26 protein-coding genes are annotated in these 24942 nt (G+C 49.1%); 16 read left to right on the top strand and 10 right to left on the bottom strand.

Features of this window, described 5'->3' with window-relative positions:
- Positions 1-21: 21 nt before the first annotated feature.
- Genes ACO0K2_RS14615 through gatC form a run of 3 tightly spaced genes read right to left on the bottom strand, consistent with a single transcriptional unit; the run spans position 22 to position 2294 of the window.
- Positions 22-522, bottom strand: a complete 501-nt coding sequence (locus ACO0K2_RS14615) for a hypothetical protein (protein WP_423020052.1) — start codon at positions 520-522, stop codon at positions 22-24.
- Complete coding sequence (gene gatA / locus ACO0K2_RS14610) at positions 519-1973, bottom strand: Asp-tRNA(Asn)/Glu-tRNA(Gln) amidotransferase subunit GatA (protein WP_423020050.1); 1455 nt, start codon at positions 1971-1973, stop codon at positions 519-521. Before gatA ends, ACO0K2_RS14615 begins: the two co-directional genes overlap by 4 nt.
- Before the next feature lie 18 nt (positions 1974-1991).
- The gene (gene gatC / locus ACO0K2_RS14605; protein WP_423020048.1) at positions 1992-2294 is read right to left on the bottom strand and encodes an Asp-tRNA(Asn)/Glu-tRNA(Gln) amidotransferase subunit GatC; all 303 of its coding nucleotides are present in this window, start codon (positions 2292-2294) and stop codon (positions 1992-1994) included.
- A gap of 447 nt (positions 2295-2741) precedes the next feature.
- Between gatC and ACO0K2_RS14600 the strand changes: the two genes are divergently transcribed.
- The 6 genes from ACO0K2_RS14600 to ACO0K2_RS14575 all read left to right on the top strand — a co-directional run bounded on the left by ACO0K2_RS14600 (position 2742) and on the right by ACO0K2_RS14575 (position 10109).
- A complete protein-coding gene (locus ACO0K2_RS14600; RefSeq protein ID WP_176801730.1) occupies positions 2742-3785 on the top strand; it encodes a rod shape-determining protein in 1044 nt (347 codons plus the stop codon).
- 351 nt (positions 3786-4136) lie between these two features.
- Positions 4137-5279 (top strand): rod shape-determining protein MreC, encoded by a 1143-nt coding sequence (gene mreC / locus ACO0K2_RS14595; RefSeq protein ID WP_423020046.1) that lies wholly within the window; start codon positions 4137-4139, stop codon positions 5277-5279.
- Positions 5276-5794: a rod shape-determining protein MreD gene (gene mreD, locus ACO0K2_RS14590; RefSeq protein ID WP_423020044.1), complete on the top strand. Its 519-nt coding sequence runs from the start codon at positions 5276-5278 to the stop codon at positions 5792-5794. The genes mreC and mreD overlap by 4 nt, the downstream gene beginning before the upstream one ends.
- 45 nt (positions 5795-5839) lie before the next feature.
- Entirely contained in the window at positions 5840-7801 is a 1962-nt protein-coding gene (mrdA, locus tag ACO0K2_RS14585) for a penicillin-binding protein 2 (RefSeq protein WP_423020042.1), read from the top strand.
- 2 nt (positions 7802-7803) lie between these two features.
- Complete coding sequence (rodA, locus tag ACO0K2_RS14580; protein WP_423020040.1) at positions 7804-8916, top strand: rod shape-determining protein RodA; 1113 nt, start codon at positions 7804-7806, stop codon at positions 8914-8916.
- Positions 8917-8918: 2 nt separating this feature from the next.
- The gene (locus tag ACO0K2_RS14575) at positions 8919-10109 is read left to right on the top strand and encodes a septal ring lytic transglycosylase RlpA family protein (RefSeq protein WP_423020038.1); all 1191 of its coding nucleotides are present in this window, start codon (positions 8919-8921) and stop codon (positions 10107-10109) included.
- Between the two features lie 52 nt (positions 10110-10161).
- Here the strand turns inward: ACO0K2_RS14575 and rsmI are convergent, their stop codons facing one another.
- The gene (gene rsmI / locus ACO0K2_RS14570; RefSeq protein ID WP_423020036.1) at positions 10162-11103 is read right to left on the bottom strand and encodes a 16S rRNA (cytidine(1402)-2'-O)-methyltransferase; all 942 of its coding nucleotides are present in this window, start codon (positions 11101-11103) and stop codon (positions 10162-10164) included.
- 40 nt (positions 11104-11143) lie between these two features.
- On the opposite strand from rsmI, the gene ACO0K2_RS14565 reads away from it, so the two are divergent.
- The 5 genes from ACO0K2_RS14565 (at position 11144) to ACO0K2_RS14545 (ending at position 15519) form a co-directional block, all read left to right on the top strand.
- Positions 11144-11530: a YraN family protein gene (locus ACO0K2_RS14565; RefSeq protein ID WP_423020034.1), complete on the top strand. Its 387-nt coding sequence runs from the start codon at positions 11144-11146 to the stop codon at positions 11528-11530.
- 25 nt (positions 11531-11555) lie between these two features.
- A complete protein-coding gene (locus ACO0K2_RS14560) occupies positions 11556-12152 on the top strand; it encodes a phosphoheptose isomerase (protein ID WP_423020032.1) in 597 nt (198 codons plus the stop codon).
- Entirely contained in the window at positions 12145-12804 is a 660-nt protein-coding gene (locus tag ACO0K2_RS14555) for a BON domain-containing protein (protein WP_423020030.1), read from the top strand. Before ACO0K2_RS14560 ends, ACO0K2_RS14555 begins: the two co-directional genes overlap by 8 nt.
- A gap of 64 nt (positions 12805-12868) precedes the next feature.
- Positions 12869-13456 carry a LemA family protein gene (locus ACO0K2_RS14550; protein WP_423020028.1) on the top strand — a complete coding sequence of 196 codons (588 nt, stop codon included), beginning with the start codon at positions 12869-12871 and terminating at the stop codon, positions 13454-13456.
- A gap of 23 nt (positions 13457-13479) precedes the next feature.
- Positions 13480-15519, top strand: a complete 2040-nt coding sequence (locus ACO0K2_RS14545) for a M48 family metallopeptidase (protein WP_423020026.1) — start codon at positions 13480-13482, stop codon at positions 15517-15519.
- A 141-nt stretch (positions 15520-15660) separates the two neighbouring features.
- On the opposite strand, the gene ACO0K2_RS14540 is transcribed toward ACO0K2_RS14545, so the two are convergent.
- The 5 genes from ACO0K2_RS14540 to ACO0K2_RS14520 are packed head-to-tail and all read right to left on the bottom strand — an operon-like array spanning position 15661 to position 17882.
- Entirely contained in the window at positions 15661-16086 is a 426-nt protein-coding gene (locus ACO0K2_RS14540) for a BLUF domain-containing protein (protein WP_423020024.1), read from the bottom strand.
- Positions 16087-16103: 17 nt separating this feature from the next.
- A complete protein-coding gene (gene folE / locus ACO0K2_RS14535) occupies positions 16104-16811 on the bottom strand; it encodes a GTP cyclohydrolase I (protein WP_423020022.1) in 708 nt (235 codons plus the stop codon).
- 54 nt (positions 16812-16865) lie between these two features.
- Positions 16866-17069 carry a cysteine-rich CWC family protein gene (locus tag ACO0K2_RS14530; RefSeq protein WP_423020020.1) on the bottom strand — a complete coding sequence of 68 codons (204 nt, stop codon included), beginning with the start codon at positions 17067-17069 and terminating at the stop codon, positions 16866-16868.
- On the bottom strand, positions 17066-17293 hold the full coding sequence (locus ACO0K2_RS14525) for a zf-HC2 domain-containing protein (protein ID WP_423020018.1): 228 nt from the start codon (positions 17291-17293) through the stop codon (positions 17066-17068). Before ACO0K2_RS14525 ends, ACO0K2_RS14530 begins: the two co-directional genes overlap by 4 nt.
- A 22-nt stretch (positions 17294-17315) precedes the next feature.
- On the bottom strand, positions 17316-17882 hold the full coding sequence (locus tag ACO0K2_RS14520) for a sigma-70 family RNA polymerase sigma factor (protein ID WP_423020016.1): 567 nt from the start codon (positions 17880-17882) through the stop codon (positions 17316-17318).
- A 98-nt stretch (positions 17883-17980) separates the two neighbouring features.
- On the opposite strand from ACO0K2_RS14520, the gene argB reads away from it, so the two are divergent.
- The 4 genes from argB to ACO0K2_RS14500 all read left to right on the top strand — a co-directional run bounded on the left by argB (position 17981) and on the right by ACO0K2_RS14500 (position 21095).
- Positions 17981-18904: an acetylglutamate kinase gene (gene argB, locus ACO0K2_RS14515; protein ID WP_423020014.1), complete on the top strand. Its 924-nt coding sequence runs from the start codon at positions 17981-17983 to the stop codon at positions 18902-18904.
- Positions 18905-18988: 84 nt separating this feature from the next.
- The gene (locus ACO0K2_RS14510; RefSeq protein WP_423020012.1) at positions 18989-19702 is read left to right on the top strand and encodes a pyrimidine 5'-nucleotidase; all 714 of its coding nucleotides are present in this window, start codon (positions 18989-18991) and stop codon (positions 19700-19702) included.
- A 221-nt stretch (positions 19703-19923) separates the two neighbouring features.
- Positions 19924-20499 carry a nucleoid occlusion factor SlmA gene (gene slmA / locus ACO0K2_RS14505; protein ID WP_423020010.1) on the top strand — a complete coding sequence of 192 codons (576 nt, stop codon included), beginning with the start codon at positions 19924-19926 and terminating at the stop codon, positions 20497-20499.
- Positions 20500-20615: 116 nt separating this feature from the next.
- Complete coding sequence (locus ACO0K2_RS14500) at positions 20616-21095, top strand: DUF962 domain-containing protein (protein ID WP_423020008.1); 480 nt, start codon at positions 20616-20618, stop codon at positions 21093-21095.
- Positions 21096-21218: 123 nt separating this feature from the next.
- Here the strand turns inward: ACO0K2_RS14500 and ACO0K2_RS14495 are convergent, their stop codons facing one another.
- Positions 21219-22658 carry a diguanylate cyclase domain-containing protein gene (locus ACO0K2_RS14495; protein WP_423020006.1) on the bottom strand — a complete coding sequence of 480 codons (1440 nt, stop codon included), beginning with the start codon at positions 22656-22658 and terminating at the stop codon, positions 21219-21221.
- Between the two features lie 249 nt (positions 22659-22907).
- On the opposite strand from ACO0K2_RS14495, the gene pabB reads away from it, so the two are divergent.
- Positions 22908-24809: an aminodeoxychorismate synthase component I gene (pabB, locus tag ACO0K2_RS14490; protein ID WP_423020004.1), complete on the top strand. Its 1902-nt coding sequence runs from the start codon at positions 22908-22910 to the stop codon at positions 24807-24809.
- Positions 24810-24942 lie beyond the last annotated feature (133 nt).

Genomic DNA, 24942 nt, shown 5'->3' with positions numbered 1-24942 from the left:
GTCAGACTGCGCAGCGCTCCGTTATTCTTCGTAGTGGCACTGTCCACTCTTGACATCGACTTTCAGCTCGGTAAAGTTCATCCGAGACCCACACAGTGCTGGACAAGTTGGTCTGATGTGAACGGACTCTCCCTCACGCTCCACACGGATGCTGCACTGGTAGCCACGATCAAAATCGTAACCCCGTTCCGTACGGGCATTAACGGCGTCTTTGAGCGTGATCCGCCATCCTTTGTCGGTTACTTGTGCCTGTAACTGGTCGTCTTTATCAATACTGCACTCGTGACCGTGATCGGTGCGAAATAATGAGGATTCCCATTGAAAATCGTCGATCGTTTCACCATGCAGTTGAATGTGTGCCTGATCAGCATAAATCAGGCGTTCACCATCACCGTCTTCCAACTTCGTCTGTGTACACTGCAAACGGAGATCAAGTGTGGGCTCATCAGCCAACGAGATCATACTAGCGCTGCTGAGAAGCAGGGCAGCGACGAACTTCAGTGGGAAGAGGGTCATTTTCATACGGGTGTACGCTGGTGCCAGTCAGTGACTTGTTGGTATTGATGCGCCACATTGAGCAATCGTGCCTCATCAAAGTAATTACCGATCAGTTGCAAGCCAACCGGACGTTTTGCATTCTTTTCACCTTGCCCGAAACCACAAGGAATCGACATGCCAGGCAAGCCTGCCAGACTGGTGGAGAGCGTGAAAATATCCGCCAAGTAGTTCGCAACCGGATCATCCGACTGCGCGCCAAGATCCCACGCAACGGTCGGAGCCACTGGACCCATGATGACATCACATTGCTGGAATGCTGCCGCAAAATCTTGCGCAATTAAACGACGGATTTTTTGTGCTTGCAGATAATACGCATCATAGTAGCCGTGGGATAACACATACGCGCCAACCAAAATACGACGCTTCACTTCATTGCCAAAGCCTTCGGTCCGTGATTGACGATACATATCGTTCAGATCTTTGTAGTCTGCGGCGCGATGACCATAACGTACGCCATCAAAGCGACTCAGATTAGACGATGCTTCGGCTGGTGCAATCACGTAATATACCGGAATCGACAAGGCTGTTTTGGGCAATGAAATATCGACCAGCGTTGCGCCCAGTTTGACGTATTCATCCAATGCTGCACGGACTGCTTGTTCCACGTCTGGCGCCAAACCTTCGCTGAAAAACTCTTTTGGTACGCCAATACGTAAACCTTGCAAAGATTTATTCAGATCACGATTGAAATCTTCTGCTTTACGCTCAACCGATGTCGAGTCTTTGTCATCAAAGCCAACGATGGCATTAAGTAACATGCCGCAATCTTCGGCTGTTTGGGCAATCGGACCGCCTTGATCGAGCGAAGAAGCGAAAGCGATCATGCCATAACGGGAGACACTACCGTAGGTGGGCTTGATGCCAGTGACGCCACAAAACGCAGCCGGTTGGCGGATAGAGCCACCTGTATCGGTTCCTGTGGTTGCCGGTGTCAGTCGTGCTGCAATGGCAGCAGCAGAACCACCAGATGAGCCGCCGGGTACCGCTGTTTTATCCCATGGGTTTTTCACCGGACCAAAATAAGAGTTTTCATTGGCAGAGCCCATCGCGAATTCGTCGCAATTGAGCTTACCTAAGGTCACCATGCCCGCTTGTGCGAGCTTTTCAACGACGGTCGCGTCGAATGGGCTGACGTAGTTTTCCAGCATGCGAGAGCCAGCTGTTGAGCGCAGATGACGCGTCACAAAAATGTCTTTATGCGCAATCGGAATACCAGTCAACGCTGTTGCGTTGCCACTGGCTAACATTGCATCGGCCGTCGCCGCTTGTTGCAGGGTGAAGGCTGGATCAACATGCAGGAATGCATTGAGATCGCTGGCGGCAATACGGTCTAAAAAATGTTGTGCGAGTTCTGTCGCAGAAATCTGTTTGCTGTGCAGCAGGGCAGATAATTGGGCAAGAGTTTTAGTATGCATGTGTTTATTCCAGAAATCTTATTCAATGACCTTAGGCACGAGGTACAGACCATCTTGTGTGGCTGGTGCACATTGTTGGTACGCATCACGGTGATTTGTCTCTGTCACCACGTCTTCACGTAAGCGCAATGCCAATTCGGGCAGGAGCGCAGCGATCGGGTGACTCAGTGGTGCAACGCCAGTCGTATCGACGGCCTTGAGCTGTTCGGCGAGCGAAAAAATGCCATTGAGCTTATCGAGGGTGGAGTCGGCTTCGGATGGCGAGATGTTTAATTTTGCCAAATTGGCAATGCGCGTTACATCGTTGATGGTCAATGACATGATTTATAGGCGCTTCAAGCGCAAAAATAGTCCAAAAGAGTGTCAAAAAAGTGTGCTGGAGGTGTTACAAAAAAATGTCGTGATTGCGTGAACTTCGTGCTGATGAGATGTGTCTGTGCAACAAAGACCCAGAAATACACATTTGATGACTTAATGTCATAATTTTGTGTTAATTCCAACCAACTTTTTATAAATCCCGATACACTATTTTAGGTGTTGGTATCGAGTAAATTTAAGAAGATTATAAGGTAGAATGGCGGGTTAATGCCCTAATGGCTTACTAAATCCCTTAACTTAACCTCATCTGTGGTGGAGTAACGGTGATTTAGCAGCGCGTCTCTGAAAGCAGATGGGGTAAAAATTTCGTGGTGCAGCTCACTTTTGTCGTCTATAAAGAGAGCTATGCAAGTAGCTGCACGCAACAATCGTTTAAATACAGGACAATACATGTTTGGTTTCTTACGCAGTTATTTTTCAAACGATCTGGCGATCGATCTTGGTACCGCAAATACATTGATTTACGTCCGTAGCCAAGGCATCGTCCTTGATGAGCCGTCCGTTGTGGCGATTCGTCAAGAAGGCGGACCAAACGGCAAAAAAACGATTCAAGCTGTTGGTAAAGAAGCAAAACAAATGCTGGGCAAAGTACCAGGCAATATCGAAGCCATTCGTCCAATGAAAGACGGCGTGATCGCCGACTTTACCGTGACGGAGCAAATGCTCAAGCAGTTCATTCGCATGGTGCACGACACCAAATTCTTCAAGCCATCCCCTCGCATCATCATTTGCGTTCCTTGCGGTTCTACACAAGTGGAGCGTCGTGCGATTCGTGAATCAGCATTGGGTGCTGGTGCGTCTCAGGTTTATCTGATCGAAGAACCGATGGCGGCAGCGATTGGCGCAGGTTTGCCAGTGTCTGATGCGACTGGTTCGATGGTAGTCGATATTGGTGGTGGTACAACAGAAGTCGGTATTATCTCCCTCGGCGGCATGGTCTACAAAGGCTCTGTCCGCGTTGGTGGCGACAAGTTTGACGAAGCGATCGTAAACTACATCCGCCGTAACTACGGCATGTTGATCGGTGAGCAAACCGCTGAAGCGATCAAAAAAGCAATTGGTTCCGCATTCCCAGGTTCAGAAGTGAAAGAAATGGAAGTCAAAGGACGCAATCTGTCCGAAGGCATTCCACGCTCCTTCACGATTTCCAGCAACGAAATTCTGGAAGCATTGACAGATCCACTCAATAACATCGTTTCGGCCGTCAAAAACGCGTTAGAGCAAACACCACCAGAGTTGGGCGCTGATATTGCTGAAAAAGGCATGATGTTGACCGGCGGTGGCGCATTGCTGCGCGATCTGGATCGTCTGTTGATGGAAGAAACTGGCTTGCCAGTGATCGTGGCAGAAGATCCATTGACATGCGTGGTCCGTGGCTCAGGCATGGCGTTAGAGCGGATGGACAAGCTCGGTTCTATCTTCTCTTACGAGTAATTGGTTTTGACCGATGACCCGTCAGTGCGATGGTCATCGAAAGAACGTTCAACATGAGATAGATAGCTGACGGTTGGAAAAGCCTCGATGAGCAAGATGTGGTCTGCTACTTCTAGTTCGTCGAGTTTGTTCTCTGTCAGGGTAGAGTAAGAAGCGCGTGCTGGCAGAAGATACATCGTGGTGGAATGCAATCGAAGTCGCTTTTCGCCCCTCCGTCTTACTCTGATAGTCACGTAAAAATTGTTGTAGAGCCGGCCGCTGAACTGTCGGCTTTTTGCTTTTGGAACGCTCGCAGTCCTTGATGGCCGTGCGAAGCGGATAGGCAAACCTGTCTCTGATGATTGATATAGTATGGATTACAGCCCGCCACCTCTCTTTAAGCAAGGCGCATCCGCTCGTGCTAGAGCTATTTTTTTTACGATTCTGGCCATCTTCTTGCTGGTCGTTGATTCGCGTCTCAAATCCTTAACGCTCGTTCGGCAGGTCATCGGTACTGTGCTGTATCCGGTACAGATGATTGCGGCTGTTCCAAGTATGACGGTGAAAAATCTGTCGCAATATTTTGTGTCACAGAGCGACCTAGAAAAAGAGAATGCCAATCTGAAGCGTCAGCACACTGCTCATGCCGACGTGTTGCAGCAAACAGCGCAGCTTCAGTCTGAAAACAACCATTTACGCAAGTTACTCGACGCCCGTGAGCGTTTGCCCGTCAAATCCGTATTGGCTGAAATTATTTACGATGCGCGTGATCCGTCGACCCGCAAAGTGATTGTGGACCGTGGTATCAAAGATGGCGTTGCCCTTGGACAGCCAGTGATCGACGATTTGGGTGTCGTTGGACAAGTCACGCGGGTTTTTCCGTTGACATCCGAAGTCACCCTGCTCACAGATAAAAATCAGGCTATTCCTGTTCAGATTTTACGCAATGGTTTGCGCAGTGTTGCCTATGGTCGTGGCGAGTCAGCCTATCTCGATATGCGTCTGACCTCGAATGCGGACATTCAGAATGGCGATCAGTTAGTGACTTCTGGTATCGATGGGATCTATCCTCCCGGCTTATCGGTGGCCAAGGTGGTCCAAGTCGAGAGTAAAGCAGTCACCACCTTAGAGAATATTTTGTGCGTGCCAACGGCAGGTATCGACCGTAACAAGCAATTGTTGATCTTGCAGGTGTCGACAGACAATTTGCCGCGTCCTGATACAGAAGACGTGCGGGCGAAGAAAGAAAAAATCAATCGCAAAGTGACGCGTGACACCACGCCACCACCGAGTGATACAAAACCAGTTGATCAACCGTCGCTAGCGCAGACTGCGAGCAAAGAAGCGGCCAACCTTGAGGCTGCTCGCGCTCAAAGCGGGAAAACCGATCCGGTAAAAGTCGACCCAACAAAAACCGATTCCCCCAAAGTTGACACGGTGAAAATGGATAGCGGCAAAGCCCCGGCATCTCAAACAGTCGTAACAAAACCAGCGAATAAGGAAGCAGGAAAATGACGCAACCGCATTACATTTTGTTGCCAGTAAATCCTGTTTTTATCGCTTTTAGTCTGGCGCTCGCATTTTTGCTGAATTTTTTGCCTTGGGGCGGCTTCATTGCGGTGCCTGACTTTGTGGCTTTGGTGTTGGTGTTTTGGAGTATTCACCAGCCACGTAAAGTAGGTATTGGTGTCGCGTTTTCTATGGGGCTGTTGATGGATGTCCATGACGCGATTCATCTCGGTGAAAATGCACTGGCGTACACCTTGCTGACATATTTCGCGATTACCATTCACCGCCGCGTCTTGTGGTTTCATCCATTGACACAGTCGCTGCACGTCTTTCCGTTGTTTCTGTTTGTGCAGTGTCTGCAAATCGCTGTGCGCTTGATCGTTGCGCCGGATGCCCATTTTCCAGGCTGGTTATATTTTTCAGAAAGTATCGTCACCACTGCCTTGTGGCCGGTTGCAACGTTAGTCCTGTTGGCACCGCAACGTCGTGCGATTAACAAAGATGATACCCGTCCGATTTAATCTGCATGCTTTTTTACTGTAGTTGCTGTAAGCCAACTGAACATCATGAATGAACTCAAGAACACGGAACGTGAACTCTATTTTTTCCGTCTGCGCCTGATTTTTATCGGTATATTCGTGTTTGCCTGTTTTGCGGCGTTGATCTCACGTTTTGTGTGGTTACAGATCGTCAAACATGACGACTACGTCCTTCTCGCTGACGAAAACCGGATCGATATCGTACCGGTGGTGCCTAACCGTGGCTTAATCATGGATCGCAATGGCGTGATTCTGGCGCAAAACTACTCAGCCTACACGTTAGAAATCACACCGTCTAAGATCACCGAGGATATGGATCAACTGATCGATGACCTCTCCGCTTTGGTCGACATTCAGCCGAAGCATCGTAAGCGTTTTCGTAAGCTGTTAGAAGAATCAAAGAACTTCGAAAGCCTCCCTATCCGTACCCGTCTTACCGATGAAGAAGTGGCCCGATTTACGGCGCAACGCTTCCGCTTTCCCGGCGTTGATATTCAGGCGCGTTTATTCCGTCAGTATCCACAAGGGGATAGTGCTTCGCATGTGATTGGCTATATTGGTCGTATCAGTCCGAAAGATGCTGATCTTATTGACGACATGGAAGACAGTGCCAATTACAACGGCACCGACTATATCGGCAAAGAAGGGCTGGAAAAAAGCTACGAAACGGCGTTACACGGCACGACCGGTTTTGAACGGGTGGAGGTTTCCGCCAACGGCAGAGCCGTACGTACGTTGTCGCGTACACCGCCAACATCCGGTCAAAATTTGATTCTATCGGTGGATATCGAATTACAAAAAGTGATCGAAGAAGCCTTTGGTGATCGCCGTGGTGCGTTGGTGGCGATTGAGCCTGAAACAGGTGATGTCCTCGCTTTTGTGTCTAAGCCTACGTATGATCCCAACTTGTTTGTTGAGGGGATTGATCAGCAAAGTTGGACAGAGTTAAATACTTCTGAAGACCGACCTTTATTAAATCGCCCCTTGTCGGGTACGTATCCGCCTGGCTCAACCTACAAGCCTTACATGGCCTTGGCAGCACTTGAACTTGGTAGACGTACGCCATCGCAATCAGTCGCTGACACTGGATTTTTTATGTTTGGTGGTCATCGCTTTAATGATGATAAACCGGGTGGTCACGGCGTGGTTGATATGTTCCGCTCTATTGTTGTCTCGTGCGACACCTACTATTACATGCTTGCCAATGACCTTGGTGTTGATACGATTCATGACTTCATGAAGCCGTTTGGTTTTGGTCAAAAAACGGGCATCGATTTGGAGCATGAAAAAGTCGGATTACTGCCCTCCACAGAATGGAAACGGACTGCCTATAAAAAAGCAGTCCAACAAAAATGGTACGCTGGCGAGACGATTTCATTAGGGATTGGTCAGGGCTATAACAGCTTTACACCGCTCCAGATGGCGCATGCGATTGCGACGCTTGCTAATAACGGCATTGTGATGAAGCCGCATTTGGTCAAGATGACCGAAGATCCGAAGACCAAGCAAAAGACCCTGACGGTACCGAAAGAGAGCTACCGGATTCCGTTAAAACAGGAAAACATCGACTTTATTAAAAATGCCATGGTAGGCGTGACGACCGTGGCGGGTGGTACGGGTTATGCGAAATTCCATGACGCTGAATATATCTCAGGCGGCAAAACAGGAACAGCGCAGGTCGTGGGTATTAAAAAAGGCGAAAAATATAACGCAAAAAATACCGCTGAACGTCAGCGGGATAACGCCTTGTATATTGCTTTCGCCCCTGCAGATAAGCCGCGAATTGCATTGGCAATGGTGGTAGAGAACGGTGGTTTTGGTGCCGAGTCGGCCGCGCCGATCGCGCGTAAAGCGCTCGATTATTACCTGCTTGGCAAACGTCCATCCGATAAAGACAAAGTACCCGCAGCGAAATCGGATGCTGCTGCAACGTCGGCGACTCAGGCAGATGGTACCGCAGACCCTGCAGCACAAGAAATAAGGGATTGATCATGCAACATTCACGCTTTAACTGGCAATCCATGCGATCGCACATTATGGTCTTTGATGCACCATTAGCGATTTTGTTGTTTCTCATTATGTCGATCGGTATCGTCACCTTGTACTCGGCGGGTATCGATTTTCCGGGGCGCGTTGAAGACCAGCTGCGTAATATTTTGGTGTCGTTTGTCATTATGTGGATATTCGCCAATATTCCACCGCAAACCTTAATGCGCTTTGCGATCCCGATTTACAGCTTTGGTGTTGCCTTGTTGTTAGCGGTTGCGGCGTTTGGTATGGTTAAAAAAGGCGCCCGTCGCTGGCTCAATGTGGGTACGCCCATTCAACCTTCCGAAATCATGAAAATTGCCACACCCTTGATGTTGGCGTGGTATTTCCAGAAACGGGAAGGGGCATTACGTTTAAAAGACTTTATTGTTGCGACGGTGATTTTGTTGATTCCAACGGGCTTGATTGCAAAGCAACCTGATCTCGGTACGGCGTTACTTGTGGTTGCCGCCGGGTTTGCTGTGATTTTTCTGGCAGGATTATCGTGGAAAATTTTGATCTCATTGGTCACATTTGTGGCGGTAGTCACCCCTACGGTCGTCTGGCCTTATCTATTGCATGATTATCAACGAGATCGGGTGCTGACGATGTTAGACCCGACACGTGATCCCTTGGGGAAAGGCTTTCACATTATTCAGTCGACGATCGCTGTGGGTTCTGGCGGTTTGCATGGAAAAGGTTGGTTAAAGGGAACACAAGCCCATCTGGAATTTATTCCTGAAAGAACAACGGACTTTATTTTTGCGGTTTTTTCCGAAGAATTTGGCTTTATTGGTAATTTGGTATTGGTGACTTTATACTTTTTATTGATACTACGTTGCTTGATGATTGCTGCAAATGCCCCGACACTTTTCGCCCGTTTGATGGCGGGGTCGGTGACCATGATCTTCTTTACCTATGCCTTCGTGAACATGGGGATGGTCAGTGGTATCTTGCCTGTGGTGGGCGTGCCATTGCCGTTCCTGAGCTACGGTGGTACTGCATTGGTGACGCTAGGGATGGCTGCAGGGATTATGATGAGCGTACAACGTAACCGTAAGTTGGTGCAGACATGACCATGTTTTTTTCAACAAAGCAGTTGCAGCGATGTTATTTGGTCGCCGCGCCGGCGATATTGTTAGCAGCCTGCGGTACAGCGCCAAAGCAGCCCACCATTATCGCTGACACCAGCCGCCCTGTTGCAACGACGGGCGCGCCGAGTCCCGCCCCCGTATTGCCGAAAGCAGGATCTGGTAAGGGCGGTTACTACAAGGATGACGGACCCGGCGATAACCCACCTCCCGGCCTAGAATTCACGGTCGATCCGATCCCTGTTATTGAAGATTATTCCCGCTCCGCCAACAAACCCTACGTCGTATTCGGTAAAACCTATTCTCCGATCGTTGATAATACGACACCATTTATTCAGCGCGGTATTGCCAGCTGGTATGGTAAAAAGTTTCATGGACAACGTACTTCGTCTGGTGAACCGTACGATATGTACAAAATCACCGCAGCCCATCCGACCTTGCCTATTCCTTCGTATGCCAGAGTCACTAATCTTTCCAATGGCAAACAAATCATCGTCCGCATTAATGACCGTGGTCCGTTTCATTCCAACCGGATTATTGACTTATCGTACACCGGTGCGCTGAAGCTCGATTTGTTGGGTAAAGGAAGCACGCAAATTGAAGTCGAGCGCTTGTTGCCGGCGGATATTGAGCGCATGGCAGAGAATCGTAAAAACCAAACGAGTAACGGCACAGCGGTCGCAGCGAACGATGTGTCGCACAATCAGCCTGTGCCGCAAGTACCGACGCCACAAGTAGTACAAACCGTGGCCGCTGTACCCAAATCTACGCCACCGACTGGTGACACCATCACGATTGATGAGTTGATTGCTTCACAGCAGGCTAAGCAGGGTGTCACAGTGGATTCATCGGATAAACCCGCCGTCGCGAACGCAGCGATAACGAGCGCCGATAAGAGTGCGGATAAGAGTGCCGATAAGAGCGCCGATAAAGCAGCAGGCACGCCTGGTGGCTACTACTTGCAGTTCGGCGCGTATGCGATTCGCTCCAATGCAGAGTCGATTCTGAACCACCTCAAGAGCCGTGCTGAAAACCGCTTACCAGGTTTTGACATTGTCCAGCAAGGCAGTTTGTATCGTTTGGTCAGTGGCCCCTTCCATAGCCGTTCTGAGGCAATGACAGCGCTGGCGCAGGCGGGAGATTTGGGTGTAGGGCGCCCGTTGGTCGTTCAACGCTAAAGCAAAAAGCAAAAAAGCAGGGGAGTACGCCCTGCTTTTCCTGTGATGCCTCTTACTCTTCTTCCTCTTTTGGCTTCATTTCCAAGGCGAGTTGATACAAGGCGTTCTTTTTCAGACCTGTGAGTTGTGCGGCCAGATGCGCTGCCTGCTTCACCGAGCATTCTTCCAATAAGATCTTCAATACTCTGCGTGCTTCGAGATCATTTTCTCCGGTCGCTTCCTGACTTGCGTCGAGCAATAGGACGTATTCGCCTTTTTCACGATGCGCGTCGGCTGCCAACCATGCAGGCGCAGCACTGAGTGGGCAGCGATGGATTTCTTCAAATAATTTGCTCACTTCTCGTGCTAAAACGACTTGATGGTCACCGCCGAATACCGCAAGCATGGCCGCAATCGTTTCGGTGATGCGGTGAGGTGCTTCATAAAAAATCAGGCTGGCTGGAATATTGAGCAAACTACGCAATGTGGTATCGCGCTGTCCTGCTTTGACGGGCAAAAAGCCGACGAAATAAAAACGGTCCGATAACAAGCCACTGGCAGACAATGCACTGATCGCAGCCGACGCACCTGGGAGTGGCGTCACAGGCACTCCCGCTTGCTTCAAGACATCAACGATCTTTGCACCTGGGTCAGAGACTCCCGGCGTGCCGGCATCAGAAACCAAAGCGATTCGTTCTCCTGCCTGAAGACGCATCAGGATCTTTTCTGCGACTTCGCGCTCGTTGTGCTGATGTGCGGCGATTAAGGGTTTCTGAATGCCGTAGCGACTGAGCAGTTGTGCGGTATTTCGGGTGTCTTCACAGGCAATCGCATCGACGACTGAAAGCAAGTGTAAAGCACGTAAGGAAATATCAGCAACGTTCCCGATGGGGGTAGCCACTACATATAATGTGCCGGCCGGATAACTTTGGCGGACAACGGCATCAATCACAGTGGGACTCATCATTGGACTCGCCGTTGTGCTTGTCGACAGTGTCGATTCGGTGGAACTCATACCCAGCCATCCTCAATAATCAAAACCAGATTGTACGACAATGCGACGTCAAACCGTTCAAGAAACTACCCCATCAGATAAGAGAACGAGCCGCCGGATCCAAGGCGATGACGGCGAAAACAGAGCCTTACATTACCTTGAACAAGCGGGATTACGGCTGGTACAACGGAATTTTCTGTGCAAGGGCGGTGAAATTGATTTGATTATGCGCGACCAGAAAACCTTGGTCTTTGTCGAAGTACGGGTGCGTAACTCAATGCGGTTTGGTGGCGCAATTGCCAGCATCACGCCTGCAAAATTGCGTAAAATGCGGCATGCTGCACAATTGTATTTAATGCAACTGAAACCACAGCCTGCATGTCGATTTGACGTAATTGCCATCGAAGCGGGTACAATTCACTGGTTGCAAAACATTATTGTTGCCTAGCCACTATCGTATAATCAGACTCACTATGACAAACCAACGTATCCTGGCGCACTTCAATGAAAGTGCCGAATTAAAAAGAACCGCTGCTGAAGAACTCGCAGCGCCTATTTCTGCCGCTGTTGAACTAATGTTCCAGGCGCTGTCTAACGGTAACAAGATTCTCGCGTGCGGGAATGGTGGATCTGCTGCGGATTGCCAGCATTTTGCTGCTGAACTGGTGGGTCGTTTTGAACGTGAGCGTCTGCCGCTGCCGGCAATGGCGTTGACAACGGATAGCTCAATTATGACGGCGATCGCCAATGATTACAGCTATCAGGATGTGTTTTCTAAGCAAGTGCAGGCCTTTGGACAAGCGGGCGACATTTTGTTGGCAATTTCTACTTCCGGTAATTCAACCGGTGTTATTAATGCCATCAATGCCGCACTAGAGCGCGATATGCGCATCGTTGCTTTAACCGGTAAAGGCGGTGGAGCGATGAAAAATATATTAACTGAGTCGGATGTCAACATTTGCGTTCCGCATGACAAAACGGCACGGATTCAAGAAGTTCATTTGTTGGCAATCCATTGTATTTGTGATGGTATTGATAATGCCCTCTTTGGAGAAGATGTGAATGATTAAACAAAGCCTGAGTCAGTTTTCACGGTCTTTACGCGTTGCAGGTGTGTGTGCTGCGGCGGTGTTGAGTTTGCAGGGTTGTGTAGGGCTGGTAGTAGGTGGTGCCGTTGCAGGTGCTTTATCGACTGCCGATCGTCGTACGTTTGGTGCGCAAACAGAAGACAAGTCGATCGTTGTGAAAGGCGAGTTGAAATTGTCGAAAGTGTTGAACGATAACGCGCATGTCAATGTGAATTCCTTTAACCGTCATGTATTATTGACCGGTGAGGTACCAGACCAGCAGACCAAAGACAAAGCTGAAAATGAACTCAAGGCTGTCGAAGGTGTGGAGTCAGTGATCAATGAAATTCAAATCGCTGGTGTCTCTAACCTGACTGCCCGTTCTAACGACGCGTTGATTACCACGAAAGTGAAAACATCGTTCCTTGATACCAAGGATTTGTATGCCAACTCTTATAAGGTCGTGACAGAAGCGGGTGTGGTTTATCTGATGGGACGTGTTACCCAGCGTGAAGGGAATCACGCAGCAGACGTTGCAAGTAGCGTCAATGGTGTGCGTAAAGTGGTTAAAGTATTTGAATATATGACGGAAGAAGAGCTCAAAGCTTTACTGGTGCAACCAGTTAGTGCAGAGAAAAGCGAAAAAGCGCAATAATCTTCATCAACACAACCATAACCGATGATATTTCATCGGTTTTCTTTTTGTCCGGAGAGTAAAAATGACGTTGATCATCATATTGGCAGTTGTCGTTCTGATTGGATTTTGGGTGGTTGGTGTTTATAACCGTTTAGTCAGTCTGCGTAATCGTTTTAAAAATGCGTTCGCGCAAATCGATGTGCAACTGAAGCGCCGCTATGATTTGATTCCCAATCTCGTTGAAGTCGCCAAAGGCTACATGAAGCATGAGAGGGAAACACTTGAAGCAGTGATCGCTGCACGTAATCAAGCGGTCACCGCCAACAGTAAAGCGGGCCTCGATCCCGCTGACGCTGCGTCTGTGGCGCAACTTTCGGCGGCTGAAGGTACGCTTACTGCCTCTCTGGGTAAAATGTTCGCGCTCTCCGAGTCTTATCCAGACTTAAAGGCGAACGAAAACATGATTCAGCTCACCGAAGAGTTGACTAGCACAGAAAACAAAATTGCCTTTGCACGCCAAGCGTATAACGATAGTGTGATGCAATACAACACTGGCATTGAGCAGTTCCCAGGCTCGTTAGTGGCAAACAATTTCGGATTTAAACAGGCAGAGCTGTTACAGGCAACTGAGTCAGCGCAAGAGCGTCAAGCCGTCAAAGTGTCGTTCTGAGTTCTCTTGCAGAACCGACGATCATGATGGATTTTTTTGAACAGCAGGATCACGCTCATCAACAAAGCCGGAAATTACTCTTCTTGTTTTTTCTGGCGGTCATTGCGATTCTGATTGCCGTCAATGTTAGTTTGGCGTTGATCTGGAAATGGGCGTTTGCCTTCCGTACCCATGGCCACCCTGATTACCCGGTTGGCTTTTTCTACGTCAATACTGCTGTCACCTTATTATTTATTTGCGGCGGTACCCTGTTTGAAACCTTCCGATTGCGGGAAGGTGGCGACGCGGTTGCGCAGATGGCAGGTGGTCGCTTGGTGATGCCGTCATCAACGGACGTCAAAGAACGCCGCTTACTCAATATTGTCGAAGAAATGGCGCTGGCCTCTGGCATCGCGTGCCCCCGCGTGTACATCCTCGATCGCGAGGATGCCATCAACGCGTTTGCTGCGGGTTATCATCAAAACGAAGCGGTGGTTGCTGTTACCCAAGGCAGTTTAACGCGGCTGACGCGGGACGAGTTGCAAGGGGTGATTGGTCATGAGTTCAGCCACATCCTCAATGGCGATATGCGGATGAATATTCAACTCATCGGTGTTCTATTCGGCATTCAGATGATTGCAGGATTTGGTCAAGAGTTGATGTACTGGGCATCGCAGATTTTTAGCAGCCGAGACCGTGAAGAAAAAGGACCACCGATTCAGTTAGTCGTATTGGTTGTCGGTGCTGCTTTGTTTGTGATCGGGTATGTCGGGATTTTCTTTGGTCGACTGATTAAATCTGCAGTCTCCAGACAGCGTGAATTTCTTGCCGATGCCAGCGCAGTGCAGTTTACGCGTAACCCAGAAACAATTGGCGGTGCCTTACGGAAGATTGGCGGCTTGACTCGGGTCAATCAGTGCGGTTCACGCATCCGTGATCCTCGGGCGGAACAAATGTCGCATATGTTTTTAGGTGCTGCCCGTCCTAATTTGATGGATGGATTGTTCGCGACCCACCCGCCGATCGAAGAACGTTTGCAACGCGTGTATGGACGGCATGTTGATTTTTTAGATGCCAGTGAGATCATTGATCCGGCCCATCAGCATGACGTACAAGATGTGATCGTGAATGCCAATGCGCATCGGTTTGGTCAATCCTCTGGCGGCGACGCGATGCAGGCAGGCGCATCACTGACGACTGCTTTTGGACAGCATAGCGGACAGACCCTACCAACTGCGTTCGCCGCCAGCGATACAGCAAACGCACAGATTGCAGGGACGTCTGAGCTTACTTCAGCCACGACTCCCGTCGCAACGTCGCACGGTATTGACCCGGTAATCCTCAGTGCCGCACGCGATGCGCGTGCTGCCGATGCACTGGTCTTTGCGATGTTGTGTGACGCCACGCAAACAGCCGTGTATCAATCACAACTCGCGCTGATTGCCCGTATCAGCCCTGAAAAAGCAACACAAACCGATCAACTGTTACACCATCTCGATACCATGCAGGGCAGTCCACGTTTGCCTTTGCTTGATTTAGCGATGCCTGCATTAAAGCAATTGTCCCCGCCAGCGAGAATGGATTTGTTGTCCTTTTGTGCCAAACTGATTGCAGCGGACCAACGTATGAGTCAGTCGGAATTTGTCCTGCAAACCGTGTTGGAACGTCGTCTAGGTCCGCAATCTGGGCGTCTCGTCAAAGTCCGGTACAACGACCTTCGAACCTTGAAGCCGGAAGTGGTTCAGCTATTGTCCCTCGTTGCACGTAGTCATCCACATGATCAGGATGCGTCGGCAGCGTTGGTGAGAGCGGGAGCGCTGTTGCCGGAACTGGCACTCACGGAAGCTGATTTGATCGCTTCGACGACGGTTGATTTTTTTGTTATCCGCCAAGCACTCGAGAAATTAAATCAACTTGCACCGCTTGCGAAGCCTTTCTTGATCAAGGCACTGATGGCTGCGGCGTCTGTAACGCCGTCGTCAATGCAAGAGAGTGCGATGAGTGCGTCGATGATTGATTTGATTCGTGCCATTTGTGCGGCGCTTGATGCTCCCGTACCCGAAGTAACAGCGCTCGGAAGTTGACTCTTCGATTGTGCTTAGGCTTGTACCCAAGTTCATTCAAAGCATCAACATGAAAAAGCCCTTCATTCCATAACGGAAGAAGGGCTTTTTGGCTATTACGCGTGCTGCTTGTGTCACCGATGGTGACCGCAAGCACAACGATTAAGATCTACCGATAATCGATGCCGTTGCCATCAGTTCGTCGATCAAGGCTAACAACATTTTGCCTGGCATGTCGTGTGGATTCAGCACTGGCAATGGGGAGTATTTGAGTAGCATCGATGGGTTGAGCTTACTCATATTTACTTGCCCCATCGTCCAACCACCGTAGCGGCGCTCAGTGATTTCTTCATAATCGAGCAAGATCACGTCAGTGTGGCGTTGGTCTTTCAGAATGTGGCTATACAGTTGATTCACCGCTTCGCGACCACCTTCGAGAACTTGCATAAAGACCGTATCCGTGTGGCATAACACACCGGTGATGCCGTTCTGTGGATTGTGTGAACGCGAAGTTTGCATGATCGATTGCACGGTATCGCAAATATTCGTGTCGATAGCACGGCTGGCATATAACAAACGAACTAACATAGGATTCCCTGTCTGGATTAACGTTGGATAAGCGATAAAAATTCACGACGCAGATTGGGATCTTTCAGGAAAGAACCATGCATCACACTGTTGATCATTTTGGCATCCGTGTCTTTCACACCGCGCCAATGCATACAAAAGTGGTCCGCCTCCATCACAACAGCGAGACCATCTGGCTGCATTTTGTCTTGCAAGGCATCGGCGAGCTGCACGACCGCTTCTTCCTGAATTTGTGGACGACACATGATCCACTCGGCGATGCGTGCATACTTGGATAAGCCGATCAGGTTGGAGTGTTCATTTGGCATGACGCCAATCCATACCTTCCCCATAATCGGGCAAAGATGATGTGAGCATGCACTTCTCACTCTGATCGGGCCGATGATCATTAATTCATTCAGATGCGACGCGTTCGGAAACTCTGTCACGGAAGGCATCGGCACGTAGCGCCCGTGGAACACTTCGTTGATGAACATTTTTGCAACGCGGCGTCCTGTGTCTTGTGTATTGTGATCACTCTCTGTGTCGATCACCAGACTTTGGAGGACGGCGCGCATTTTTTCTTCGACTTCTGCCTGCAATTCGGCGAGCTCACCTGGTTCGATGAACTTAGCAATATTGTCATTGGCATGGAAACGGGTTTTACTTGCCAATAAACGCTCGCGAATGCGTTGTGAAGTGGGGATGCTGACCGCTTGGTAAGCGATGGACGTATCATTAGACATGCTTAATTCCTATCGGAAGGGTCTTTATCAAGAAGTCTATGGTAACTGAATTCTTTATAGTTTGCTGTCGACCCCGATTACTGGTCTTTTACAAGCAGATAGGCATGCAGGACATAGACACGTTACCTCTGTGGTGGCGTGTTCTTGCGGTACTAGAGTGACGTCGACAACAGGCAAAGCCATGCACCAGCAAGCCTCGCCCTTGTTGTCTGCAACTGCACAGACGAATTCTTGTCGACATCGTTGACAAACGCTCATCGTTGCTTAGGGTCAGTCGATGTCGCGTTGGTCGGATCGGGGTCTAAGGCAACTCGATGCATCGCTTTGCGCAATAGTTGCATCTGACCATTAAAATTGGTGCAGGCGTCACAAATTGATAAGTGCATCCTTAGACGCGCTTTTTCGCTGACCGTCAATGGACGGTCTAAGCCCTCAGAGACAATTTGGTGAGCTTGTTTGCAGGAATATAAGAAAAATCGCATAAATTGGTTTCCATCCATCCAGTTAGTGATTGCCAAACCAATTCAGGTCTAAGCATTCGCGAAGACGTAAGCGGGCACGGTATAGGACAACCCATAGATTAGACGCGGTCAGGCCTAATTCCTTACAAATTTCTTCGGTATCGAGTTCTAGCCATTCTCGCATCATAAAGACACGCGCGGTTTTTTCGGGCAAATTCTCCAGACAAATCTCTAACACCCGGAAAAAGTCTTTTTGTTGCAAGGTCGATTCCGGCTCACCCCAAGCGTTGGGCATACTCACGGTGTGTCCATTAGCTTTAAATAAACTATCAATCAAATCAGTCTCTGATTCGTCGTCATTGGTGTCTAAAGCCACTTCGCGTTTCAGGCTTCGTAGGTGATCGATAATTTTGAACTTCAAAATACCCGTCACATAGGTGCGCAAGCTGGATTGACCGGCAAAACTCTCAGGCTTTTCAAGCACCGCGAGCAAGGCCTCCTGCACAGCATCTTCAGCAGCGTTGTCATTCCGTAATTGCAAAAAGGCGAAGCGGAGCAGCACAGGGCGCATGCTTTCCAGTTGTTGATGCAAATCGATGAGAGATGTCATAAATTGAACATGAATTGGTGCCAGTAAACGGGTTATTATCCTGTAAAATTCGGGTCTATCGAATAAACCCTTCATGATACCTTCAGGATACCGTCATTATGAGCGATTTGAACGCAAACGCAGCAGTACCAGTTGATAAATTAGCCGGTGTCGAACCCGTTATTAAAGCGGAAATTCTGGCCGAAGCGTTGCCTTATATCCGTAAATTCCACGGAAAAACCATTGTGGTGAAGTACGGCGGTAATGCGATGACAGAAGAACGCCTCAAACATGGTTTTGCGCGTGACGTCATTTTGTTGAAACTGGTGGGCATGAATCCTGTGGTTGTGCATGGTGGCGGCCCACAAATTGACAATGCGCTCAAAAAGGTCGGTAAACAAGGGAATTTCGTCCAAGGTATGCGTATTACCGACGAAGAAACCATGGAAGTGGTCGAATGGGTGCTCGGCGGTGAAGTTCAGCAGGATATCGTCATGCTGATTAATCACTACGGTGGTCAAGCAGTTGGTCTGACTGGTAAAGACGGTGGTTTGATCCGTGCACGCAAGATGATGATGCCTGATCGTGAACATCCGGGTGAAATGCTCGACATCGGTTATGTGGGTGAAATCGACGCGATTAACCCAGCGGTCGTCAAAGCATTGCAGGATGATGCGTTTATTCCTATTATTTCGCCCATCGGTTTCGGTGAAGATGGTCAGGCTTACAACATTAATGCTGATCTGGTGGCCGGTAAAATTGCTGAGATTCTCAAGGCAGAAAAGCTGATCATGATGACCAACATCCCAGGCGTTCTGGATAAGCAAGGCAATCTGGTCACGGATTTGTCCGCACGTGAAATTGATGAAATGTTTGCTGATGGCACAATTTCTGGCGGTATGCTGCCAAAAATTTCTTCCGCGCTCGATGCCGCGAAGTCTGGTGTTAACACTGTGCATATCATTGATGGTCGTATTGAACACTCGCTCTTACTCGAAGTGCTGACCGAACAAGCATTCGGTACCATGATTCGTAGTCATTAATTTGAGACCTCTTTGTATGCCAACTGACGCCTTGCTCTGTAATGAGTGGGGCGTCATTGTTTTGTCGATACGCGCGTGTGGGACATGAGGCGTCGTACCAACTCGCCCCAGCTGGTCTGGCTGTTTGACCTCGACAACACCTTGCATAATGCTTCACATGCGATTTTTCCGGCAATTAATCGGAATATGAATGCCTACATCGCCAAGGTATTAGGCGACGGGGTGCATCCGGCAGATGAGGCAACGGTGAATGCGGTACGGCAGGATTACTATCAACGCTATGGCATCACGATGCTGGGCATGGTGAGGCATCATGGTGTGAAAGCCGCAGATTTTTTGCAAGAAGCACATACCTTTGATCATTTACCGCAGATGATCCGTGCCCAACGCGGTCTGCTGAGAATTCTAAAGCAGTTACCCGGTAAAAAAGTTTTATTGACCAATGCACCACGCGACTATTCACAGCGCGTCATGCGTCATCTGAATCTGCACCGCTATTTCGATGATCATATTTCCGTAGAAGAAATGCGTGTTCATGGGCAATTACAACCCAAACCTTCGCTGTCCTATTTGCGTAAATTATGTGCAACCCATGGTTGGTCACCATCGCGTTGTATTTTGGTTGAGGACAGTCTAGATAATTTGCGGGCAGCAAAAAAGGTAGGCTTACGCACCGTATTGGTGAATGCTTATACGCCGGCGCATTTACGTCAGCGTCCAGCAGCCTGTGTCGATATTCGTGCTCAATCGGTGGCAACACTGCCACGGCGTCGTAGACAGTTTTTACCCTCTGTCTGAGTTTATGGTTTAAGCTGGTGAAAACGCCGCTTAAGTCAAGTCGAATTTCTGACAGAATATTCTTTTTATCACTTCACATTCATAGCTGGTTTCACATAGAATCTGAAGCCCGCGACAAATGCGGATGCAGACACCGTGGATAATGGTAGTGGTGGGTTTGATGTACCGCTGCTCAACTTGTTCACTTCATGAAATAAACTCGTTACTCAGATCAAAGAAAAATGGCAAGTACCAAACCCGGCGAGCGCAAATTACAAATACTCCAGACGCTGGCGAGCATGCTCGAAAATCCAAAGGGCGAAAAAATCACGACAGCGGCCTTAGCCGCAAAAGTCGAGGTTTCCGAAGCTGCTTTGTATCGTCATTTTGCGAGCAAGGCGCAAATGTTTGAAGGCCTGATCGAGTTTATCGAGTCATCGATCTTCGGGTTAATTAATCAGATTAGCGATCAACAAGAAGACGGTTTGCTGCAAGCGCAGGCGATTATTCACATGCTACTGAATTTTGCCGAGAAAAATCCCGGGATGACGCGCGTACTGATCGGTGACGTGCTCGTCAATGAAGACGATCGTCTTCAACTGCGAATGAACCAACTTGCAGAGCGTATTGAGATGGCATTTCGTCAATCGCTGCGCTTAGCTGCATCCCAAGGGCGGTTGCCTGAGACAGAAGCGGCAGCGCGTGCTTCGATGCTGTGTAGCTTCATTCTGGGCCGTTGGATGCGCTTTGCAAAAACAGGGTTTAAACAATTACCAACTGACCAAGCTGCGATTCAGATCGCGATGCTGTTACGTTAACGCCGCAAAATCCGCCACTTTTTATGTTTCCGAAGTATGATGTAGCGCCGGTACGCTAAGTGCTGAGCATCTCACATCATACAATTACACAGTAAAAAACTGTGACAGGAGACAGCATGAAACTTTCTGATAGCCACGTCGGCGAAGGCCAAGACGCGCAGGTAAGGCGTCGTCACATTGATGTATTACTCACCAAATATGCGGAGAGCCATCTCAATCCCGTCAATGAAATCATTCATTGTGTCTGTGTGCCGGCGATTGTCTTTTCCTTTTTAGGCATGATTTGGTCTGCCCATCCCCTCGCTGCTTGTGCTGCAGTGATGACTAGTTTGATTTATTACTTCTTCTTATCGCCACGCTTTGCGATTGGCATGCTGCTGATGTCGGCGGCCATGCTATTTGTCTTGCAGCAACTACCGCAAGTATCGGTATGGAAAATATCGATACTCGTTTTTGTGGTGGCGTGGATTGGTCAATTTATCGGTCATAAAATCGAAGGTAAAAAACCGTCATTTTTTGATGACCTCCGTTTTTTACTGATTGGACCGTTGTTTGTTCTCGGCTTTTTGTACCGCCGGTTGAACCTGAAGTACTAATACCTCATCGGCCAGTGTGGTTGCACACTGGCTTGTCATTGTCTCTCTAAGGTGATGGCATTCGTGCTGGTGATGATGCTGGTGCATGCGCCTATCTTGTGCAGTCGCGTGCATGAGGTGCGATTAGATCAACGGATCATCACTTTTCATCGTGTTCGGGTCATACAGTGACCAGGTGTTGCGCCCGGAACTTTTCGCATTTTTGAGCGCCAAGTCGGCAAAGTGTAAAAAGAGACGCTGATCGACCGCATGCAATGGGCAGCATGCAATACCAATACTGCCTGTGACCACAAAATGTTTCCCTTGTAGGGTCATGGGCTTTTGCATCGCTAGAACAAGGCGAGAGGCAAGACTTCTTACCGTATCGAGACTGTCGACGCGCGGTAATACCGCCGCAAATTCATCGGCATCAACCCGGCATAAACTATCCGTATTGCGTAGCACTTCCGATAAGCGTTGTGCCATGATCGATAAAATTTGATCGCAGACGTCGTAGCCAAACGTATTACTGATGTCTTTGAAATGATCCAGATCGATAAACATCAACGCCATCATCTCCTGATTAGCGATGGCATCCTCGACATTATTGGTCAGCAAACGGTGGAAGTAATGACGGTTGGGTAGTTTTGTCAGACTATCGTGATTTTCGAGAATATGCAGTCGATTCTCGGCTTCGCGTCGCTCACGCGCTTCACTATGCACATCGGATTCCCAGCTCTCTATCCTGGCCATCATCTGGTTAAAATGCTGGTGCAGTCGCGCTAGATCTTCATGCTCATCGATGGTTGATCGGATGCTGAAATCACCCGAAGCGGCGACTTTCTGAGTGATCTCAGAGAGAACGAATGCTGGCTGCAGACGTTGAATCTGACGTTTTGCGAGAGCATAGGCCGTGACAACGGTTAATGCGATGAATCCGGTCAAATTCAATAGAAAAAGCTGAAAAATACGACGGTATAGTGACGTCGTTTTGCTTTGAACGATAAGTTGACCATGTACGCCAGACGTATCAGATACCGGCGTGCTAATGATCAGATTGGTCATTGAAAAATAGACCTTCGATGTTTTTTCGATATCGACTTCCGGTAGCTTCTCGGTCGTAATTAATGTTCCATTATTTGAACTCAGTACTGCGCGCCCTTTGTGGTCATACAAGGTGACATCAGTAATATCGGTATCCCGCTCGGTGTTGAGCACGAGATTTTGCATGCCGCGCACATCGCCAGCGACAAGTTGGTCTGCCACATTGTTTGCCAATACGACGGTTTTGAGCAGCATCTCGCTGCGGCATTGTTTATAGAGTTCAATGCTAGCAAAACCTGTGCAGAAAAATAAGGCTACGCCCATCGTCAGCGATAACAAGCGCAAATGTTGCGTGAACATCTGTGCAGCAGGAGAACGAAGCGTACTGTGTTCCATAGTGAGTAGGAGAGTGACTGATGTCGGTGAGTTGTTGATCATGTAACCAGAGGAGTGCGCTTCGTTGGCCGCTTTGTTATCTTGTTTAATTGCAACATGGGCGGGGAGGTGCGTCACTCGTTCAGGATAGGGCGAAAACGTCAATGGAGTATCTTGGCATGGTCGTATTATCCTGTCTCTACATAAAATGTAAAGGACCGTTTCAATATTTGATTTTGGGAAATATGAGAGTTATTTTGTTAACTTTCTGTCTCATCCGCGTTGTGGGCACGACATCCTTGTCAGATAGGGATGGATAGATGGCGTAAGGAACGGACTCCGGTCGAGGGTAACTAATGCAAAGCAGGGCATCTCCGAGTAAACTCTGACACTCTTTCATGTTGAGTCAACATTGTGTCTTCCATTTTTGATTGTTCTACCGTTGCTGCAGCGTTGCTGCAGACACCTCAGGCTTATGCATTGCTCGATGATGCCCATGCGGAAGCAGCACAGTCGAGGCTGTATGTGCATTTGCAGCGGGTCTTATTGTGTGAAAAAAAAGAGGATTGGCCGGCTTTTATTGAGCAACTAGATATTGCCTTGGCGCAAGGTTATTTTGCGGTGAGTCTCTTGTCATATGAAACGGGTGCGCAATTACAAGAGATCGCCCCCAGAGACACCCCAGCAGTATCGACCGTTCTCATTTTCAGTACGTGTTACCAGTTATCGTCCTCTGAGGTTCAGGCGTTCCTTGAAGCCATGTCCTCTAGCGACACTGCACCACACGCTCACATTGCAGGTATCGCGAATACGCACCCATCACTGACCGAGCCACAATTTGACGCGGCGATTGCCAAAGTGCAGGCGTATATCGCTGCAGGGGACACGTATCAGGTGAACTTCACCTATCGCTGGCATTTTGATGTTTATGGCAGTCCGCTACAACTCTACCGACGCCTCCGAGAGCGTCAACCCGTTCCCTATGGGGCGTTGATCGTGATGCCAGAAGGGGAGGCGGTGGTGTCGATGTCGCCCGAACTCTTTATTCGTCATCATCAAGGACAATTGCAAGCACGTCCGATGAAAGGGACGGCAGCCGCTACAGGTGACGCGACAGTTGATCAGCATACCGCCGACGCGTTAGCGCAGGATACGAAAAACCGAGCAGAAAATCTGATGATCGTTGATCTGCTGCGCAATGATCTGGGGCGTATTGCCGAGGTCGGTTCTGTGACTGTCCCGAAACTATTTGAAGTGACGCGTTTCTCCAGCGTTTTACAGATGACATCGACGATCAATGCGCGATTACGTCCTCATATGCGCTTGGTCGATATGTTGTCTGCTTTATTTCCGTGTGGTTCGATCACAGGGGCACCAAAACGTCGGACGATGGAGATTATTCGAGAAATCGAGACAGCGCCGCGCGATCTATATACCGGCGCGATTGGCTGGTTTGACCCACCATCACAACCAGCGATGCCCGGAGACTTTTGTTTATCGGTGCCGATTCGTACCTTGCAATTGCAGGCACCTGCCAATCAGACTTCATCAACGGCAGTGACACCCCTTCGACGTGGTGTGATGGGTGTGGGAGCGGGAATTGTTTATGACAGCGTTGCAGCAGAAGAGTTTGCAGAGTGCCGTTTGAAAGCCCGTTTTTTGACGGGGCTTCAAGCGCCATTCGTCTTGTTTGAAACGATGTATGCAACGCATGAAGATGGCTGTCGTCATGGGCATCTGCACCTAGAACGGTTGCGGCAATCTGCGCAATATTTTGGCTTTGCATGGAATGAGACAAAGATTCAGCACTTGCTGCAGGACACCTGCGATTTAATGCCGCCGCAACAGCCGCATCGTCTACGTCTCAGTCTGCGACCCGATGGGGAAGTGGAAGTGCAGACAGCATTGCTGACGCCATTGGTCGGCCGTCCTACTGTGTTACTGGCTACCATAACAACGGCAAGCGATGATCTATTTCTACGACATAAAACCAGTGTCCGTCAGCAGTATGACGAAGCATGGCAAGCCGCAGAAAAACGAGGCTCGTTTGATATGTTGTTCTTCAATGAACAAGGGCACTTGACCGAAGGTGGACGCAGTAATGTTTTATTGTTTTTGGATGGCCGCTGGGTAACACCACCGCTTAGCGATGGTGTATTGCCAGGGGTGATGCGCACCGTCTTGTTAAAGGATCCACGCTATCGTTTGACTGAACAATCTGTGCGCCGCGACGATCTCATGCGAGCGGAACATCTGATGCTGTGTAATGCGCTCCGGGGTGTCTTTGGGGTCGACTTGATCACTGATCTGGGGTGATTGTGATCAGGATGTACCTACACGACGACGTCTTTTTTGGAAAATGGGCACGAGGCGACGTCAGTGTTTGTACTTTTTTCAGTGCGCGGGTTAAACTCAAAGGAGAAGGCAGACACATGCCCAATTGATCATC

The sequence above is a fragment of the Undibacterium sp. MH2W genome (assembly GCF_049340215.1).
Taxonomy (GTDB): domain Bacteria; phylum Pseudomonadota; class Gammaproteobacteria; order Burkholderiales; family Burkholderiaceae_D; genus Undibacterium.
This window is presented reverse-complemented; position numbering and strand designations above follow the sequence as displayed.